Origin of the sequence: Clostridium culturomicium, from assembly GCF_000821305.1 — a bacterium.
GTDB classification, from domain to species: Bacteria; Bacillota; Clostridia; order Clostridiales; family Clostridiaceae; genus Clostridium_J; species Clostridium_J culturomicium.
This window is the reverse complement of sequence record NZ_CCXK01000013.1, coordinates 356,199-373,284: the sequence shown is the minus strand read 5'-3', so window position 1 is coordinate 373,284 and position 17,086 is coordinate 356,199. Positions and strand designations below refer to the sequence as shown.

At 32.9% G+C, this 17,086-nt stretch carries 17 protein-coding genes and 1 pseudogene; 1 reads left to right on the top strand and 17 read right to left on the bottom strand.

The window, feature by feature from the left end:
• Positions 1-20: 20 nt before the first annotated feature.
• On the bottom strand, positions 21-1,673 hold the full coding sequence (locus BN1075_RS03690) for a DAK2 domain-containing protein (RefSeq protein ID WP_040191677.1): 1,653 nt from the start codon (positions 1,671-1,673) through the stop codon (positions 21-23).
• 13 nt (positions 1,674-1,686) lie between these two features.
• A complete protein-coding gene (locus BN1075_RS03685) occupies positions 1,687-2,037 on the bottom strand; it encodes an Asp23/Gls24 family envelope stress response protein (protein WP_040191676.1) in 351 nt (116 codons plus the stop codon).
• A gap of 233 nt (positions 2,038-2,270) precedes the next feature.
• Here BN1075_RS03685 and rpmB point away from each other — a divergent pair, with 233 nt between their 5' ends.
• Entirely contained in the window at positions 2,271-2,462 is a 192-nt protein-coding gene (rpmB, locus tag BN1075_RS03680; RefSeq protein ID WP_040191674.1) for a 50S ribosomal protein L28, read from the top strand.
• Positions 2,463-2,621: 159 nt separating this feature from the next.
• On the opposite strand, the gene BN1075_RS21870 is transcribed toward rpmB, so the two are convergent.
• From BN1075_RS21870 to gmk, 15 genes and pseudogenes are all read right to left on the bottom strand, one after another.
• On the bottom strand, positions 2,622-2,780 hold the full coding sequence (locus BN1075_RS21870; RefSeq protein WP_197072263.1) for a hypothetical protein: 159 nt from the start codon (positions 2,778-2,780) through the stop codon (positions 2,622-2,624).
• Positions 2,781-3,024: 244 nt separating this feature from the next.
• Positions 3,025-3,654, bottom strand: a complete 630-nt coding sequence (locus tag BN1075_RS03675) for a thiamine diphosphokinase (RefSeq protein WP_040191673.1) — start codon at positions 3,652-3,654, stop codon at positions 3,025-3,027.
• Positions 3,655-4,305 carry a ribulose-phosphate 3-epimerase gene (rpe, locus tag BN1075_RS03670; protein ID WP_040191672.1) on the bottom strand — a complete coding sequence of 217 codons (651 nt, stop codon included), beginning with the start codon at positions 4,303-4,305 and terminating at the stop codon, positions 3,655-3,657.
• A complete protein-coding gene (gene rsgA, locus BN1075_RS03665; protein ID WP_040191671.1) occupies positions 4,302-5,174 on the bottom strand; it encodes a ribosome small subunit-dependent GTPase A in 873 nt (290 codons plus the stop codon). Before rsgA ends, rpe begins: the two co-directional genes overlap by 4 nt.
• 70 nt (positions 5,175-5,244) lie before the next feature.
• On the bottom strand, positions 5,245-7,245 hold the full coding sequence (pknB, locus tag BN1075_RS03660; RefSeq protein ID WP_042386883.1) for a Stk1 family PASTA domain-containing Ser/Thr kinase: 2,001 nt from the start codon (positions 7,243-7,245) through the stop codon (positions 5,245-5,247).
• Positions 7,242-7,973: a Stp1/IreP family PP2C-type Ser/Thr phosphatase gene (locus BN1075_RS03655; protein ID WP_040191670.1), complete on the bottom strand. Its 732-nt coding sequence runs from the start codon at positions 7,971-7,973 to the stop codon at positions 7,242-7,244. The genes pknB and BN1075_RS03655 overlap by 4 nt, the downstream gene beginning before the upstream one ends.
• Before the next feature lie 6 nt (positions 7,974-7,979).
• On the bottom strand, positions 7,980-9,047 hold the full coding sequence (rlmN, locus tag BN1075_RS03650) for a dual-specificity RNA methyltransferase RlmN (protein ID WP_042386882.1): 1,068 nt from the start codon (positions 9,045-9,047) through the stop codon (positions 7,980-7,982).
• Positions 9,048-9,059: 12 nt separating this feature from the next.
• The gene (gene rsmB, locus BN1075_RS03645; protein WP_040191669.1) at positions 9,060-10,388 is read right to left on the bottom strand and encodes a 16S rRNA (cytosine(967)-C(5))-methyltransferase RsmB; all 1,329 of its coding nucleotides are present in this window, start codon (positions 10,386-10,388) and stop codon (positions 9,060-9,062) included.
• Positions 10,389-10,417: 29 nt separating this feature from the next.
• Complete coding sequence (locus tag BN1075_RS03640) at positions 10,418-11,119, bottom strand: zinc metallopeptidase (protein ID WP_040191668.1); 702 nt, start codon at positions 11,117-11,119, stop codon at positions 10,418-10,420.
• 35 nt (positions 11,120-11,154) lie between these two features.
• Positions 11,155-12,087 carry a methionyl-tRNA formyltransferase gene (fmt, locus tag BN1075_RS03635; RefSeq protein ID WP_040191667.1) on the bottom strand — a complete coding sequence of 311 codons (933 nt, stop codon included), beginning with the start codon at positions 12,085-12,087 and terminating at the stop codon, positions 11,155-11,157.
• A gap of 31 nt (positions 12,088-12,118) precedes the next feature.
• Positions 12,119-12,559 (bottom strand): peptide deformylase, encoded by a 441-nt coding sequence (gene def / locus BN1075_RS03630; RefSeq protein WP_040191666.1) that lies wholly within the window; start codon positions 12,557-12,559, stop codon positions 12,119-12,121.
• Positions 12,560-12,719: 160 nt separating this feature from the next.
• Positions 12,720-14,915 (bottom strand): primosomal protein N', encoded by a 2,196-nt coding sequence (priA, locus tag BN1075_RS03625; protein WP_040191665.1) that lies wholly within the window; start codon positions 14,913-14,915, stop codon positions 12,720-12,722.
• Between the two features lie 55 nt (positions 14,916-14,970).
• Complete coding sequence (coaBC, locus tag BN1075_RS03620; protein ID WP_040191664.1) at positions 14,971-16,155, bottom strand: bifunctional phosphopantothenoylcysteine decarboxylase/phosphopantothenate--cysteine ligase CoaBC; 1,185 nt, start codon at positions 16,153-16,155, stop codon at positions 14,971-14,973.
• Positions 16,156-16,246: 91 nt separating this feature from the next.
• Positions 16,247-16,480, bottom strand: a pseudogene (gene rpoZ / locus BN1075_RS22085) (DNA-directed RNA polymerase subunit omega); the annotation flags it as partial.
• Between the two features lie 5 nt (positions 16,481-16,485).
• On the bottom strand, positions 16,486-17,085 hold the full coding sequence (gene gmk, locus BN1075_RS03610; protein ID WP_040191782.1) for a guanylate kinase: 600 nt from the start codon (positions 17,083-17,085) through the stop codon (positions 16,486-16,488).
• Position 17,086 lies beyond the last annotated feature (1 nt).

The window sequence follows — 17,086 nt, the reverse complement described above, 5'->3', positions numbered from 1 at the left end:
GAAAAAAAGCCCTAAGGCTTTTATTCTACTGATGTAATAAAATAGTATAATGGTTGTTCTCCACTGAAACATTGTACATCCATTTCAGGGTATAGCTCTTCTAATTCTCCAACTAACTCATCAACCTTTTCTTCTTCACAGTCTTCACCATAGAATATAGTGATAAGTTCACTGTCCTCATTTACCATTGAAGCTATTAAATCTTTGCAAACTTTATAAACTTCATTACCTATGTTACTTATTTTACCTTCTTTTATACCAAGAATATCGCCTTCTTTAATAGATCTGCCATTATCCTCTGTATCCTTAACTGCATAAGTAACCTCTCCTGAAGTAACATTTTCTATAACTTCCTTCATGGTTTCAACATTTTCTTCTGCAGTTCCATCATGGTTAAACATAGTTATTGCAGTAATCCCTTGAGGAATAGTTTTAGTTCCGATAACAATTACTTTTTTATCTTCAACTAAATCAACAGCTAACTCTGCTGCCATTATTATGTTCTTATTATTTGGTAGTACATATACTACTTCTGCATTAACCTTATTTATACTATTAACAATATCCTCTGTGCTAGGGTTCATTGTCTGTCCGCCTTCAATAACTTCATCAACACCTAAGTCTCTGAAGATTGAAGCTATACCGTTACCTCTAGCTACAGTTACAAAGCCAAATGGTTTTGGTTCTTCTTTAATTTCTTCTACTGCTGCCTGTTCATTGCTGTTTCCATCAATACCTAATAAAGATTCATGCTGCTCTCTCATGTTCTCTATTTTAATTTTTGAAAGTGGTCCAAAAGTTACTGCTTTTGATAAAACAGCTCCTGGATCATTTGTATGAACGTGAACCTTAGTAATGTCTTCTAATCCAACAAGTACTAAAGAATCTCCTAAACTCTCTAAGAAATCTTTAAAGTTTGGAATATCTTTAACTTCATTCATTATAATAAACTCTGTACAATATCCAAATTTAATGTCTGCAGGATCAATTTCAGCCCCAGGAACTTCAAATTCCTCTCCACTGCTGATGACTTCACCATCTTTGTTAAGCGCTATATCCTCACCAAATTTTAATGCTTCTAACATTCCTCTTAAAATAATTAAAAGGCCCATTCCACCAGCATCAACAACCTTAGCCTGTTTTAATTGTGGAAGCATTTCTGGAGTTTTATCCAACATCTTTTTACTTTCTTCACAAACTTCTTCATAAAGCTCAATCATATCTTCAGCTTCACTACATGTAGCAGCCTCTCCAGCAGCTCTTATGATTGTTAGTATTGTACCTTCTGTAGGTCTCATAACTGCTTTATATGCAAAGTTTGAACCTTGAACAAAAGATTCTTTAACTTCATCTACAGTTGCTTCTTCTTTGTTTTCAAGACCTTTTGCTATTCCTCTTAAAATCTGAGAAAGAATAACTCCAGAATTTCCTCTTGCACCCATAAGTGCACCTTTTGCTAGTTTCTTTGATATTTCTCCAATAGACTTATTCTCTAATCCTTCAATCTCTTTAGCTGCTGCTTTAAAAGTTAAAGACATATTAGTTCCTGTATCTCCATCTGGAACTGGAAAAACGTTTAAGGAGTTTACATATTCCTTCTGCTTTTCTAGTGCATTTGAAGCACTTTTAATCATATTAGAAAAATCACGACCATTTATAGTTGTATAAGTCACTGTTCGTTCCCCCCTAGACTCTTATGCCTTGAATATTAACTGTTACTTGAGAAACTTTAATACCCGTTAGGTTTTCAAGATTGTATCTAACTGTTTGTATTATATTATTAGCTATAACCGCAATCTTAGTTCCGTATTCAACAATTATATATAATTCAATGGACACTGCATTATCTTTTTGTGTAATTTTTACGCCTTTAGCTAAATTCTCAGCCTTTAACAATTCCCAAAGTCCGTCTTTAGCATTCTTCAAAGCCATACCCACAACTCCGTAGCATTCCATAGTGGAGACACCTGCTATATTAGCTATTACATCTTCAGAGTAATATATATTTCCTATTTCAGTTGTTATATTAGCTTTCATAATCAATTCCTCCTTAATTATACCTTACTAAATATTTTATATTAACTTATGATTTAATTCAACCAATATAATAATATATTCATATCTATTATTGAATTTTACCACGGTTATATGTATAATAATAGGGGTATATGTTTATTTTTCTTAATACTTGCAACGAACATGTTACTTGTGTTAAAATAACTTATGTTTGATTTATAGCAGTATGTTGGAATTTCGAGGAGGTGTAATATATGTCAAGAAGATGTGAAATATGTGATAAAGGTGTAGTTTCAGGAGTACAATTCTCTCACTCTCACCGTCAATCAAAAAGAAAATGGGCTCCAAACTTAAAGAAAGTTAAAGCTGTAGTAAACGGATCACCTAAGACTGTACACGTATGTACAAGATGCTTACGTTCTGGTAAAGTACAACGTGCTGTTTAATGTAATAAAAAAATGCAACTATTAATTTAGTTGCATTTTTTTATGTGCAATATTAATCGATATGTTTTTTCCTAACAAAAATACGAACAATTTTAGATAAAAACTTTGGTAATTTTATTACTTTAATTGTCACTCTACAACCCCCTTAGATATTACTCATCAACAAAATTTATTCATAATAAACCAACCAATACCTATTATGGTGCAGCCCCCTATAATAAGCCACCCCCAAATTGGAACCAACACAGCCAAAACTATTCCAACACCCACGGAGCAAATAATCATTCCTATCCCTCTTATAGGACGTCTTCTACCCATCGACACCCCCCCATTCTTTCATTATCAGTATATGTAACATATAAGTAATTGTTCAAAAATATTTATATGTTTACTCCAAATATTTAGTTCAGCTTTATAAGTATTATTTCGTCAAAGCAATGTAATATAAAGTTTACTATAATATATTCATATAATTTTTTAATTGTTTTATTCTTAATAATTACAAAATAATTCTAAAACAAAAGAGAAAGATTTCTTTTCATCTTTCTCTTAAATATATAAATTATAAATTTTTAAATACTAATAAACATCCTTTTTCAAAAATAACATCTACCTGTTCCTTAAAAAACTCATTTGAAACAGTTAAATTATCACCTTGCTGAAGATTATAATTTTCCAAAGGATATTTAGCTCCATTTATTGTTAATCCTATTGTATCTTCACAATAGCTGAACAAAGAAAACACCTGTCCTATTTCTCCATTAATTGATGTTGATTTATCAATTAAATAAATTTCATTCATTTCATCTACAATACAACCCGATACTCCACGTTCAAGCATAAGCTTTAACAAGCATAGATTAGCCATAAAATGGTCTATACGCTTCCCTGTACACCCTAGTAATACTATTTCACTTGCACCCATACTTATTGCATTTAAAACCGCTATATGAGTGTCTGTAAAATCTTTTTCTCTAGGAAGCTTTGTAGTATTAACCCCTCTTTCAAGCTTTTCTAAAACTTCTCCGTTAATAGAATCAAAGTCACCCAGCAAATAATCTGGCTCAATATCATATTTATCAAGAATATCAGCACCACTGTCTGCAGCAAAAATAATGTATTCCCCTGACATATACTTCTTAATTAAGCTCTTTTGAGGAGGTACTCCTCCCCCCACAATTATAGCTTTCATTTAGAAATTTCCCTTCAAAGCTTTAATATTTTTCTCTATTTCATCATTTTTAAACACTGCAGAACCAGCAACAATAGAATTAGCTCCACACTCTATAACCTTTTTAACGTTAGATGAATCTATTCCACCATCAACCTGTATATAAAGTTCTTTATTGTACATATCCTTTAAGGCCTTTACCTGTGCAACCTTCTTACCTGAGAACTCAATATACTTTTGCCCTCCAAAACCTGGATTAACAGACATTATAAGCACCATATCAATGTCTTCAATTAAGTCTTCTATTAAAGCTACCGGCGTACCTGGATTTAATGCTATACCAGCTTTTACTCCAAAGCTTTTTATATATTTTATAGTTCTATGAATATGCTTATCTGCTTCATAATGAACAGTTATCATATCAGCTCCTGCATCAACGAAATCCTTAATATATCTTCCAGGATCCTCAATCATTAAATGTACATCAAATACCATTTTAGTTAATGGTCTTATAGCTTTCATTATAGGTGCCCCAAAAGATATATTAGGCACAAACATACCATCCATAACATCTATATGAACCCAATCAGCTCCATATTTCTCAATGGCTGAAATATGCTCTCCTAATCTTGAAAAATCCGCTGATAAAATTGATGGTGATAATTTAATCATTTTCTATTCCCCCTATTAATAATTTCCTCTAATGTTCTTATATAAAATTCATATCTGCTTTCGTTAATTCTTCCCACTTCAACCATCTCTTTGACTTTACATCCTGGTTCCTTGAAGTGAACACAATTATTAAATTTACACTCTTCATTAAAAGGTTCAAATTCTGGAAGCAGATATTTAAGTTCATCTTTTTCAATAAAATCCAGTTCTAAGGAGGAGAACCCAGGAGTATCTACTAGAAATCCGCCTTCAACCCTCACAAGCTCACTATGCCTAGTGGTATGTTTACCTCTCTTTAGCTTGTTGCTAATATCACCAGTTTTCATGACTTCTCTGCCTAAAACCTTATTTAAAATAGTTGATTTACCAACCCCTGAAGGTCCACAAAACACGGTAATATTATCATGGATTTTAGCCTTTAACCCTTCAATTCCTACACCATGCTTTCCTTGAAGATATAGCACTTCATAACCTGATTTCTCAAGCATCTCTCCAATAGCTTTGCTATTTTCACTTTCTATATCCATTTTATTAAAACATATTATAGGCCTCACCTTGTTATATTCACATAAAAGTAAAAACTTATATAGAAGCGTAACATTTAAATCTGGATTTTTGCTACTGACAACTACAAACGCTTGAGAAACATTTGCTACAGCTGGTCTTAAAAGCTGATTTTTTCTATCCAATATTTTGGTAATTACTCCCTTACCTTCATGATCATTGTCATCTTCAACAACAACTTCATCCCCGATCATTGGTGAAAGTCCTTTATGTCTAAACTTTCCTCTTGCTTTACACTCTATTACTCGTTCTTCACAATCTACGTAATATAATCCTCCAATACCTTTTACGATTACTCCTTGCATAAAAGCCTCCTAAATAATTTTAAATAATCCTTAGACAGTAAATTTGTCTAAGGATTAATCGTTTCTTTTGTTATGGGTTTGATGGCTTCTCTTCTTCGCCATCAGGGTTTCCTGTTGGTGCTGGATCCTTAACAGTTAGTGTGATAGGATCCTCTGGATTTATTTTTCCACTTAAAGGACTTTGATATATAACAATATCACTATCTATTACCGAACCCGAAGCACTTTGATACTTCGCCGTAACATTAGTAAAGCCTAATGCTTTAAGCTCACTAATTGCATCAGCCACTGTTTTACCAGTAACATTTTTAACCTCTATTTTACCAGCATCAGGATCAACATACTGATAGTAGTTTACATCTATAGCAGTTCCCTCTTGTACTTTAGTTCCTTTATCTATACTTTGATTAAATATCTTTCCATCCTTACTCTTATCATCAGTTTGTACTGGACTCTGATTTCCAAGCACGAGGTTAGATACAGCTAATATTGATTCTGCTTCACTCAAGGTTTTGTTTGTCAAATCTGGTGCCTTAGAATAATTCACCTTTGACCCCTTACTAACAACTATATTTACCGTTGAGCCTTTTTTAGCCATTGTACCAGGAGCTGGGTCAGTGCTGATTACTGCATCAACTGGCACCTCATCATCATACTCTTCAGTTATTGTTCCAACTTTAAATCCTTCATTTACAAGCTGATTCTGAGCTACACTCTTTCCTAGTCCTAAAACTTCTGGTACTTTTCTTTCTTCAGGACCATTGCTTATTCTAACTCTTACTTCACTTTTCTTTTTAACTTCAGTTCCTTCATTAGGGAATACAGCTATTACTGTTCCTGCTGGTTCATCACTTTTTTCTTTCCCTAATACAACAAAAGTTAACTCTAATTCTTCAACTTTTGCTTTAGCATCAGCTTCCTTAAGTCCCATTATTGCTGGAACCTTAGGATTTTCATTTTTGCTAGGTTTATCTCCACTAGTATTATTATAGATAAGGTTCCCTGCAAATACACCTAACACTATAAAAATAACTAAAGCCCCTCCAATTAGGAGAACCTTTTTCCACACACTAGTACCTTCATTGTCATCATCTTCTTCATCTTCTTCATCTTCTTCAAAATCTTCTTCATCCTCTTCATCTAAAGCAGATTTAATATCTTTTTTATCCACATGAAAAGTATTTTGAATTTGTGTTGCATCCATTACTGTTGTATATTCATTCTCCACATTTGCTGGAGTAACAATATATCCCTTATTTTTTTCAATTCTTATTAAATCTATAAGCATATCAGTTACATTGTTATATCTCTTTGATACTTCCTTTTGAGTTGCCTTTAAAATAAGGTTATTAATGCTTCTAGGAAGACTCGGCACCAAGTTGATTGGTGGTATTATTTCCTCTTGAATATGCTTTAAAGCCACAGCTACTGCAGTTTCACCATCAAAAGGAACTCGACCTGTAACCATCTCATAAATTACAATACCAAAAGAATAAATATCCGTTCTGTTATCAACAATTTTCCCCTTAGCCTGTTCTGGCGAGAAATAATGAGCTGATCCAATTACCTTATTAGTATGGGTAATTGTTTCTGCTGATGCTGCCTTAGCAATTCCAAAATCAGTTACTTTAATTATTTCTTCCTCAGTAATTAAGATATTATGCGGTTTTATGTCTCTATGAATTATTTTATTTTTATGAGCACACTCTAAAGCCTTAGCTATCTGAATAGAAATCTTAAGAGTAGTCTCTACATCCAGTGGTGCATTTTCTCTTATGTACTCTTTAAGAGTCTTTCCTGTTACAAGCTCCATTACTATATAGTTAATGTTATCTTCTGAACCAACATCATATATACTAACTATATTATTGTGAGAAAAACTAGCAGTCGCCAATGCTTCCCTTTGAAATTTGTCCATAAAATCTGCATTATTAGAGTACTCTGGTTTTAATATCTTAACGGCAACAAATCTATTTAAAATAGTACATTTAGCCTTATATACAATGGCCATTCCGCCTTCGCCGATTTTTTCTAAAAGTTCATATCTGTTTCCTAATATTCTTCCTATCATCTGCTTCGCCACTCTCCTTTAAAAATGATAACAGAAATATTGTCTCTACCACCATTTTCCTTACTCATATTTATTAACTGTTGACATGGATTTTCCTCATTTGATTTTAAGACTTCTAATATCTCATCTTCACTAACCTCGTTTGTTAAGCCATCACTGCAAAGAAGTACCTTCTCCACATTTTTTAAATTTAGATCATAATAATCAGCTCTAACAACCGGATTAGTTCCAACAGCTCTTGTTATTACATTTCTATTGGGGTGGTTTTTCGCCTCTTCAATTGTAATGGTTCCATTATCTAAAAGCTCTTGAACTAAGGAATGATCTTTCGTAACTTTAATTAGCTGTCCATCCATTAATACATATACCCTGCTATCACCAACATTGACTACAGTCAATTCATCTCCTCTTAATAAAGCACCCGTAATAGTTGTACCCATACCATTACATTCTTCATTTAAAAGCCCTTCTCTGTAGATTCTTCTGTTCGCATTTTGTAGAGCTTCATTTAAAATCTCCTCTGGTGATTCTTCATCTCTATGATTAAGCACATAATTAATCACCACATCTTTAGCCATTTTGCTTGCAACTTCACCAGCATTATGGCCTCCCATTCCATCGGCTACGATATATATTCCAAAATTCTCATCTTCATAATATCCAACAGAGTCTTCATTAAATGATCTTTTGTTCCCCACATCGGTTCCGATTCCCAATAATCTCCCCATATAAAGCTACAACTCCCTTTTTTCTATATAACTCTTTCTCAGCTGTCCACAGGCTGCATTTATGTCTAATCCCATCTCTTTTCTAACAGTGGTTTCAATTCCATGCTTCGTTAGTATATCTTTAAATATTTTTACAGCTTCCTCATTTGACCTTTTAAGCTCATTTTCATTAATTTCATTTATTGGAATAAGATTAACATGACATAGCATTCCTTTAATTAATTTAGCAAGCTTCTCCGCATCTTCTTTTGAATCATTAACTCCCTTAACTAAGGCATATTCAAAGGTAATACGTCTTCCTGTATTTTTTATATAATAATTACAGCTGTCAATTAATTCCGCGATTGAATAAACTTTCGCAATCGGCATTGTTTTAACTCTTAACTCATCTGTAGGTGCATGAAGAGAAATAGCTAATGTAATTTGGAAATTCAAATCAGCTAATTCATTTATTTTCGGAACAATACCACAAGTTGAAAGTGTTATATGCCTTTGACCTATATTTAATCCATCTTCAGAATTAACATCCTTTATAAATTTTATCACATTTTCAAAATTATCTAAAGGTTCTCCGCTTCCCATTAAAACTATATTAGAAATCCTTTCACCTAACTCTCTTTGTGAAGCCATAATCTGACCTAACATTTCTCCACTAGTCAAACTTCTTACAGCTCCACCTAAAGTAGATGCACAGAATTTACATCCCATATTGCATCCTACTTGGGTTGATATACATATAGAGTTACCATGTGAATACTGCATAACTACACCTTCAACCACATTCCCATCTCTTAATAGGAAAAGGTGTTTCCTAGTTTCACTATTTTTTGATTTAAAAGTCTCAACAATTTCCGGAATTCCGATATAAAAATTTTCTTCTAACCTTTCCAAAGTAGCTTTGGGAACATTAATCATTTCATCAAAAGTTGTGACATTCTTATAAAGCCAAGAAAAAACCTGTTTAGCTCTAAATTCCTTATCACCATTCTCCTTCATCCAAGTTTTTAATTGCTTCAAATCAAAATCTAATATATTTTTTTTACCATTTAAATCTATCTTTAATGTATTTTTCATCTTATCTCCTGTTTATTTTCTTTTTAGTTTGGCTATAAAAAAGCCATCCATATATTCATTGGGCAGTACTGTTGCACAACCTTTTTCATCGTAAATAACATTTTCAACCTTTCCAAAATTTAAAGGTTCAACTTGAAACCCTTGGAATTTTTTCAAAAACCATTGAATATTATTTTCATTTTCATCTTTATTAATGGTACAAGTTGAGTATAAAAGTATACCACCTTTTTTTACATACCCTGCCGCATTCTCCATAATTTTTCTTTGGATAGCTACTATTTCTTTTAATTCTTTTTCTCTTTTTGTATATTTAATTTCTGGTTTCTTTCTTATAATACCAAGACCTGAACACGGGACATCTATAAGCACTCGGTCTCCTGATTCCTTCAATTTTTCTGACCTCTCTGTTGCATCTAATATCCCTAATTCAATTGTATTAAGTCCTAATCTGTCACAATTATTCTTTATTAATTGTAATTTATGTTCATATATATCAAAGCCATATACTTTTCCTGTATTATTCATCAGTTCAGCTATATGTGTAGTCTTTCCCCCAGGAGCACTGCATAAATCTAAAATAGTCATCCCCTCTTCTAGATCCATAGCTGGTGCAACAAGCATTGCACTTTCATCCTGAACTGTAAGAATCCCTTCTCTAAATAACGGGTTATCTTCTACACTGCTGCCTTTTACTATTCTAATTGCCTCTGGGCATATAACTCCTTCTTCTACATTATATCCATTTTTTATTAACTCGTCAGCAACCTGTTCATAATCAGTCTTGGTGCTGTTAACCCTTAAAGTAACTGATGGTCTTTTATTTAAACCTTCTAATATTTTTTCACCTATTTCCTCACCATATTGGGAAACAAATAATTTAACCATCCACTGAGGGTAAGAATAAATAAATGCTAACTTCTCACTGAAGTTATTTTCATCATAATACTTTTTATCCCTATCCCTTAAATAATTTCTCAAAACTCCATTAACTAATTTTGAGGCTCCTACAGATACATGCTTTTTAGCTAGATTAACCCCTTCATTCACCGCTGCAAACTCCGGAATTTTATCTAAATATCTAAGCTGATAAATACATACTCTTAAAAGATTAAGTACGTATTTATCCGTTTTATCAAACTTCTTATCTAAAAAAGTCTTTAATATTTTATCAATGGAATACTTATATTTAATGGTACCATAGACAAGCTCTGTAGCTAATCCCTTATCCTTATCAATGAGATTACTTTCATTTAAATTCCTATTCAAGGCAATATTGGAATAAGCTTTATTCTCAAATACCTGCATTACTGTATTAACTGCTACTTCTCTAGCACTTGTCATTTATATCATCCTATCTAACTTCTTTATTTTTAACCGTTGTTTCTATCTCTTATAGCAATTAATCTTAAAAGCTGTGAAATAGCCATCACTGCTGCAGCTACATAAGTTAATGCCGCTGATGTAAGCACACTTCTTGCTCCCTTTATTTCATCTTCATATAAAATATTTTTAGCCTGCAATATTTCTAATGCCCTTTTAGAAGCATTAAACTCCACAGGTAATGTTACTAGTTGGAACACCACTGTTGCTGAAAATAAAATAATACCAAAGTTAACTAATGGTGTAAATGACATTACTATACCTAGAAAAAATAAAATCCAGGATGCTTGAGATCCAATATTAGCAATTGGAACTAATGCCATTCTTATTTTTATAGGTGCATATCCAACACTATGCTGAATTGCATGACCTATCTCATGGGCCGCAACACCTATCGATGCAAGTGATGTACCGTTATACACATCATATGATAAGTTCACAACTCTTTTAGATGGATCATAATGATCTGTTAAGTGACCTCTAATAGAGTATATTGGAATATCGTAAAGGCCATAAGCATCTAATATCATTCTTGCCACCTGGGCCCCTGTATAACCATTACGGCTGAAAACCCTTGAATATTGAGCATAACTACTTTTTATTTTAAACTGAGCCCACATTGAAATTATCAAAGCTGGAATTAATATTACATAAGTTGGGTCAAATCTAACCCCAAAAGGTGTAAAATACATACTAAAACTTCCTTTCACATTGTACTAACTTACTTTTAAATTCCTAAAACAACCTTTTCTTCAATTGTATTTCCTTTTATATATTCACTTACTGGCAATGGTTTTTTATTAGGGAATTGCACTTTAGTTATTAATATATTTTCATCCTTAGCCGCAACTAAAATACCACTCTTATCAACTTTTACTATAGTACCTGGCTCCTGTTTAGCATTTTCCCCTGTAAGTCTAGTTTCAATAACCTTCATTAGTACTTCCTTATAAGTTGTATGAGCTATAGGGAAAGAATATAATCCTCTTACAAAGTTATGAATATCTTGAGCATTTTGATTCCAATTAATCTTAGCCATTTCCTTATTCAGCATGCTGGCATAGCAAGTTTCAGTTTCACCTTGTTTTACAGCTTCAATTTCACCTTTGTATACACCCTCAATTGTCTTAACTAAAAGTTCTGAACCAGTATCTTTTAAAATATCATAAAGCTCTGCAGTAGTCATATTTTCCTCTATTACAACTTCGTTCTTTAAAAGCATATCTCCTGTATCTAAACCAATATCCATAAGCATTGTAGTATTTCCGCTAACCTTTTCACCATTCATAATTGCATGATGAATAGGTGCAGCCCCTCTATACTTTGGAAGTAATGAACCATGTAAGTTTATACATCCATACTTAGGTATATCCAGAACCTCCTGAGATAATAGCTGTCCATATGCAACTACAATTATAAAATCTAAATCCATAGATTTTAATTTTTCAATAAGCTCTGGATCTTTTCTTAACCTTTCTGGTTGATATACTGGTATGTTATGCTGTACTGCCACCTCTTTAACTGGAGACATGGCCATAGCCTTTCCTCTTCCCTTTGGTCTATCTGGCTGTGTTAAAACAGCTTTAACTCCAAATCTTTCAATGATTTCTTTTAATGAAGGAACTGCAAAATCAGGCGTTCCCATAAATACTATATTCATTCACTCAACTCCTCATATTGTCTTCAGTAAATTATTTTTCTAATTTGTCAATGTATAAAATACCATTTAAATGATCAATCTCATGACAGAAAGCTCTCGCAAGGAGATCTTCTCCTTCTAACTCAATAGAGTTTCCTCTCCTATCTTGAGCCTTAACCCTTACATATTGAGGTCTTATTACGTTCCCCTCTTTTCCAGGAATACTTAAGCATCCCTCTTTTTCATTAACTTCACCTTTAACCTCAATGATTTCTGGGTTAACTAAAATTATAGGTCCTTCTCCAATATCGATAACTACTATCCTCTTTAAAATTCCAACCTGTGGTGCTGCTAAGCCCACTCCATTTGCATCATTCATTGTTTCTATCATATCATCGATAAGTATTTGTGTTCTATCTTCAAAATTTGTAACAACCTTACTTATCTTTCTCAAAACTGGATCTCCATTTTTTCTAATATTTCTAATTGCCATAACACTTCTCCTTAAATGAGCGTCCAAATCTTCGATTTGGTTTACGCGAATTTACTCCTTTGACTGCTTTCGAGAAGGAGTTTCCTTAAGTGAACATCCAAATCTTTGATTTGGATAATGTGAACTTACTCCTTTGACTGTTTTTGAAAAGGAGTTTCCTTTACAATAAACTATTAGGATTTATATCTATTCCTATCCTTACGCTTTTATAGTCAACACTATCATAAACTATTTCTTTAATACTCAAGGCAAAATCTTCACTAAAGTCCCCTTTAAGAATAATCTGCCATCTATATGAGTTCTTTATCTTAGAAACACCGCAGGGACATGGTCCTAACATTTCAATTTTATCATTTTCTTGTATTTTTATCTTTATTTTATCAGATAAACTTTGTATATTTTTTATTAACTTTTTTTCGTCCTCACTACTTAAATTAACTGCTAAAATCTTTGAAAATGGTGGATAATTTCTAAGTCTTCGTATTACTATCTCTTCATTAAAAAAGCTCTCATAGTCACTTTTAGATGCATGAATTATACTATAATTTTCTGGGCTATAGGTCTGTAAGATAACTTTCCCCTCTTTTTTTCCTCTTCCCGCTCTTCCAGCAACCTGAGTAACAAGCTGAAATGTCTTTTCTGCAGCTCTATAATCTGGAAGATTTAAAGATAGGTCCGCTGCAATTACTCCAACCAAGGTAACATCTTTAAAGTCTAATCCCTTGGCAATCATCTGAGTACCAATTAAAACATTAAAACGCTTAGACGCAAAAGCTTTATATATATTTTCATATGCATCTTTTCCCCTTGTTGTATCAAAGTCCATCCTTAAGGGTCTGCTACCTGGAAAGGTTTTTCTCACACTTTGCTCTAACTGTTCTGTTCCTACTCCAAAATATTTTACATATTTACTTTTACACTTAGGGCAGGAATTAATAGCTCTTTGGCGAGCTCCACAATAGTGACAACTTAAATTATTATCCTTATGATAAGTTAAAGATATATCACAACTTTCACATTTAAATACATATCCACATTCTCTGCAGGAAACAAAGGTCGAAAACCCTCTTCTATTTAAGAACATTATTGCCTGCTCATCCCTATTTAAAACACCACACATGGCTTCATGTAGACTTCTGCTGAACATAGTTTTATTTCCTACTTTAAGCTCTTCTCTCATATCCACAACTTCTACTTGTGGGAGTTTAGCCCCATCAGCTCTCTCATTCAAAGTTATAAGTTCATATTCACCTTGTACAGCAGCATAATAAGTTTCTATGGATGGTGTAGCTGAACCTAATACAACCTTACAGCCTTCTAGCTGAGATTTTAAATCTGCAATTTCCTTTGCATTGTATTTAGGGTCACTATCAGACTTATAACTGGTTTCATGCTCTTCATCTATTACAATAAGTCCAAGGTTAGAAAATGGTAAAAATATTGCCGATCTTGCCCCTATGGCCACCTTAACATTTCCCATCTTAACCCTCATCCACTCATCAAAACGTTCACCACTGGATAATCTGCTGTGAAATATTGCTACATCCCTTCCAAATCTGCCCTTAAATCTTTCAACCATTTGTGGAGTTAAAGCTATTTCTGGGATTAAAATTATTGAATCTTTACCTGATTCCATAGTTTTCTTTACAAGATTCATATATATTTCAGTTTTTCCGCTTCCTGTTATACCATGAATAAGAAACTTATTTTTCATGCTATGAACCAATATTTTATTCACACATTTCTTCTGTATCGGATTCAATTCCTTTTCACCATAAACCTTGTATTCATCTACATTAAATCTATTTACAATAGATTTCTCAACACCTAAAAAACCGTGCTTAATAAGGGTATTAATAGTTGAAGTTGATATATTAAAATTATTGCTTAGTTCAGCTTTGCTGTACATTCCATTATTTTTTTCAATAAAATCAATAATTTTTATGTAATTTTCTTTACTATATTTTTCATCTAAAGGCTTTAGATATGTAATGACATTCTTAGTCTTAAAGGTTGCACCTTTAGTTATCCCACTAGGAATCATAACTTTTATACACTCTAAATATGTACAAAGATACTTTCTTCTCATTATCTTTATTAATTCTATATTTTCCTTGGTAAGATACTCCATAGTATCGTCAATAGAGGTAACACTCTTAAGCTTAGTATTATCTTCAACCTTATAAAATATATCCACTATAAACCCATATATCTTTTTATTACCATTTCCAAAGGGAACAGTTACCATACGACCTTCTTTTGCCTTTGATTGAAGATTTTCTGGCACTTTATAAGTAAAAATATTATCTACCTTTACAGCTTCATTATTTACTATAACTCCAAGATACATTTCCATGCTTTTACCTCCCTTCATTTCTTTATGTAATAAAAAAAGCGACTTAGTCGCTTTTTTACTTATTTTCTAATATCATATTAAAAAGCTCATATCCAACTAATCTTTTGCTCATGTTATCAAGTGAGACACTTGTTCCATCTCTTTTGATAATTATAACTCTATTAGTATCCGTTCCAAAGCCTGCATCTTTCTCTGTTATATTGTTTGCAACTATATAATCTAGATTCTTACCTTCCAGCTTCTTATGAGCATTTTTCAATACATCATTACTTTCAGCTGCAAAGCCAACCAAAATTTGATGCTTTTTATTTTCACCTAAAGTTTTTAATATATCATTGTCCCTTGTTAGTTCTAATACTAAATCCCCTGAACCTTTTTTTATTTTTTCCTTGGAATAAACCTTAGGCTTATAATCAGCAACTGCCGCAGATTTAACCACTATGTCACTAGTATCAAATTCTTCAAGAACAGCTTTAAGCATTTCTTCATTAGTTTCAACACTAATAAACTTTATCCCTGCTGGAGCTTTCTCGTTACTAGGACCGCTAACTAAAACTACTTCAGCACCTCTATCTCTTGCTTCAGCTGCAATTGCATAACCCATCTTTCCAGTAGACTTATTACTGATAAATCTAACTGGGTCAAGATTAGCTCTTGTTGGTCCAGCTGTCACTAAAACTTTCTTTCCAATTAAATCCTTAGGTTCATGAAGGCTGGATAAAATATAATCTACAATTACTTCTGTATCTGCTAATTTACCATCGCCTACATCCCCACAGGCTAATCTGCCACTAGCTGGATTTATAAATTCATATCCAAGTCCCTTTAGCTTAGAAATATTATCTTGAACTATTGGATTTGTGTACATATTAGTATTCATTGCTGGAGCAAAAATAACCCTTGCTCTTGTTGCCATAATAGTTGTAGACAGCATATCATCTGCAATGCCACCAGCCACTTTGCCTATAATATTTGCAGTAGCAGGTACTACCACAAGTAGATCTGCTTTCTTAGCCAAAGATATATGTTGAATTTCAAAAGCCTTAGGCTCTTCGAACATATCTTTAATAACCATATTTTGACTTAATGATTGAAAACTTAATGGAGTAACAAATTCCTGTGCTGACTTTGTCATTATAACATGAACATTTATGTCATGCTTCTTTAGTTTACTAACCACATCAAGCGCCTTATAAACTGCAATTCCACCACTTACTCCTATTACAACATTCTTACTCATACTAAACTAATCCTTCTTCCACACCTTCGGCATTTCCTGGAACTTCAACCTCTTCTAGTTCTTCAGCTATAGCCTCAGCACCTTCAAGAGCTCCTTCTTCGATAGTTTCCATTTCAGATCTTTCAGTTACATCTATAGCACCTTCATTAACTTCGTTTATAGCAATTGTTAATGGCTTACCATCTTTATCAGCTATATGTGGCTCTACACCATCAATAAGCTGTCTAGCTCTTCTAGAAGTTGCTACAACTAATGAATATCTGTTGTCAACTTTTTTTAATAAATCTACAATAGATGGGTTTATCATTGAATTATTCTTATTCATATTAATTAGAACCTCCCTAATAGTTCATCTTTTATTTTAAATACTCTGCATTTCTCAGCAATTATTATGCTTTCAATCTTCTTCACTGCTTTGTCAACTTCATCATTAACAACAGCATAGTCATATTTAGAAGCAAAGCTTATTTCATCATAAGCAGCCTCTAATCTAGTTTTAAGTGACTCCGGAGTTTCACTTCCTCTGTTAGTTATTCTATTTCTAAGCTCTTCCATAGACGGCGGCATAATAAAGATAAACACTCCCTCAGGATAAGAAGACTTAATTTTCAATGCTCCTTGTATATCTATCTCTAATATTACATCTTTTCCTTCTTCCAGAAGTCTTAATACTTCTGATCTTGGAGTTCCATAAAAATTCCCATACACCTCAGCATATTCTAAGAATTCATCATTGTCTATTCTCTTTAGAAATTCTTCTCTTTCTATAAAGAAATAGTTAACTCCCTCAACTTCTCCTGCTCTTGGTTTACGAGTAGTGCAAGAAGTCGATATCCATATTGGATTTTTTTCAATTAAAGCCTTACATATAGTTCCTTTTCCCGCACCTGACGGTCCTGATACAACTAATAGCTGTCCTTTAATACCCATA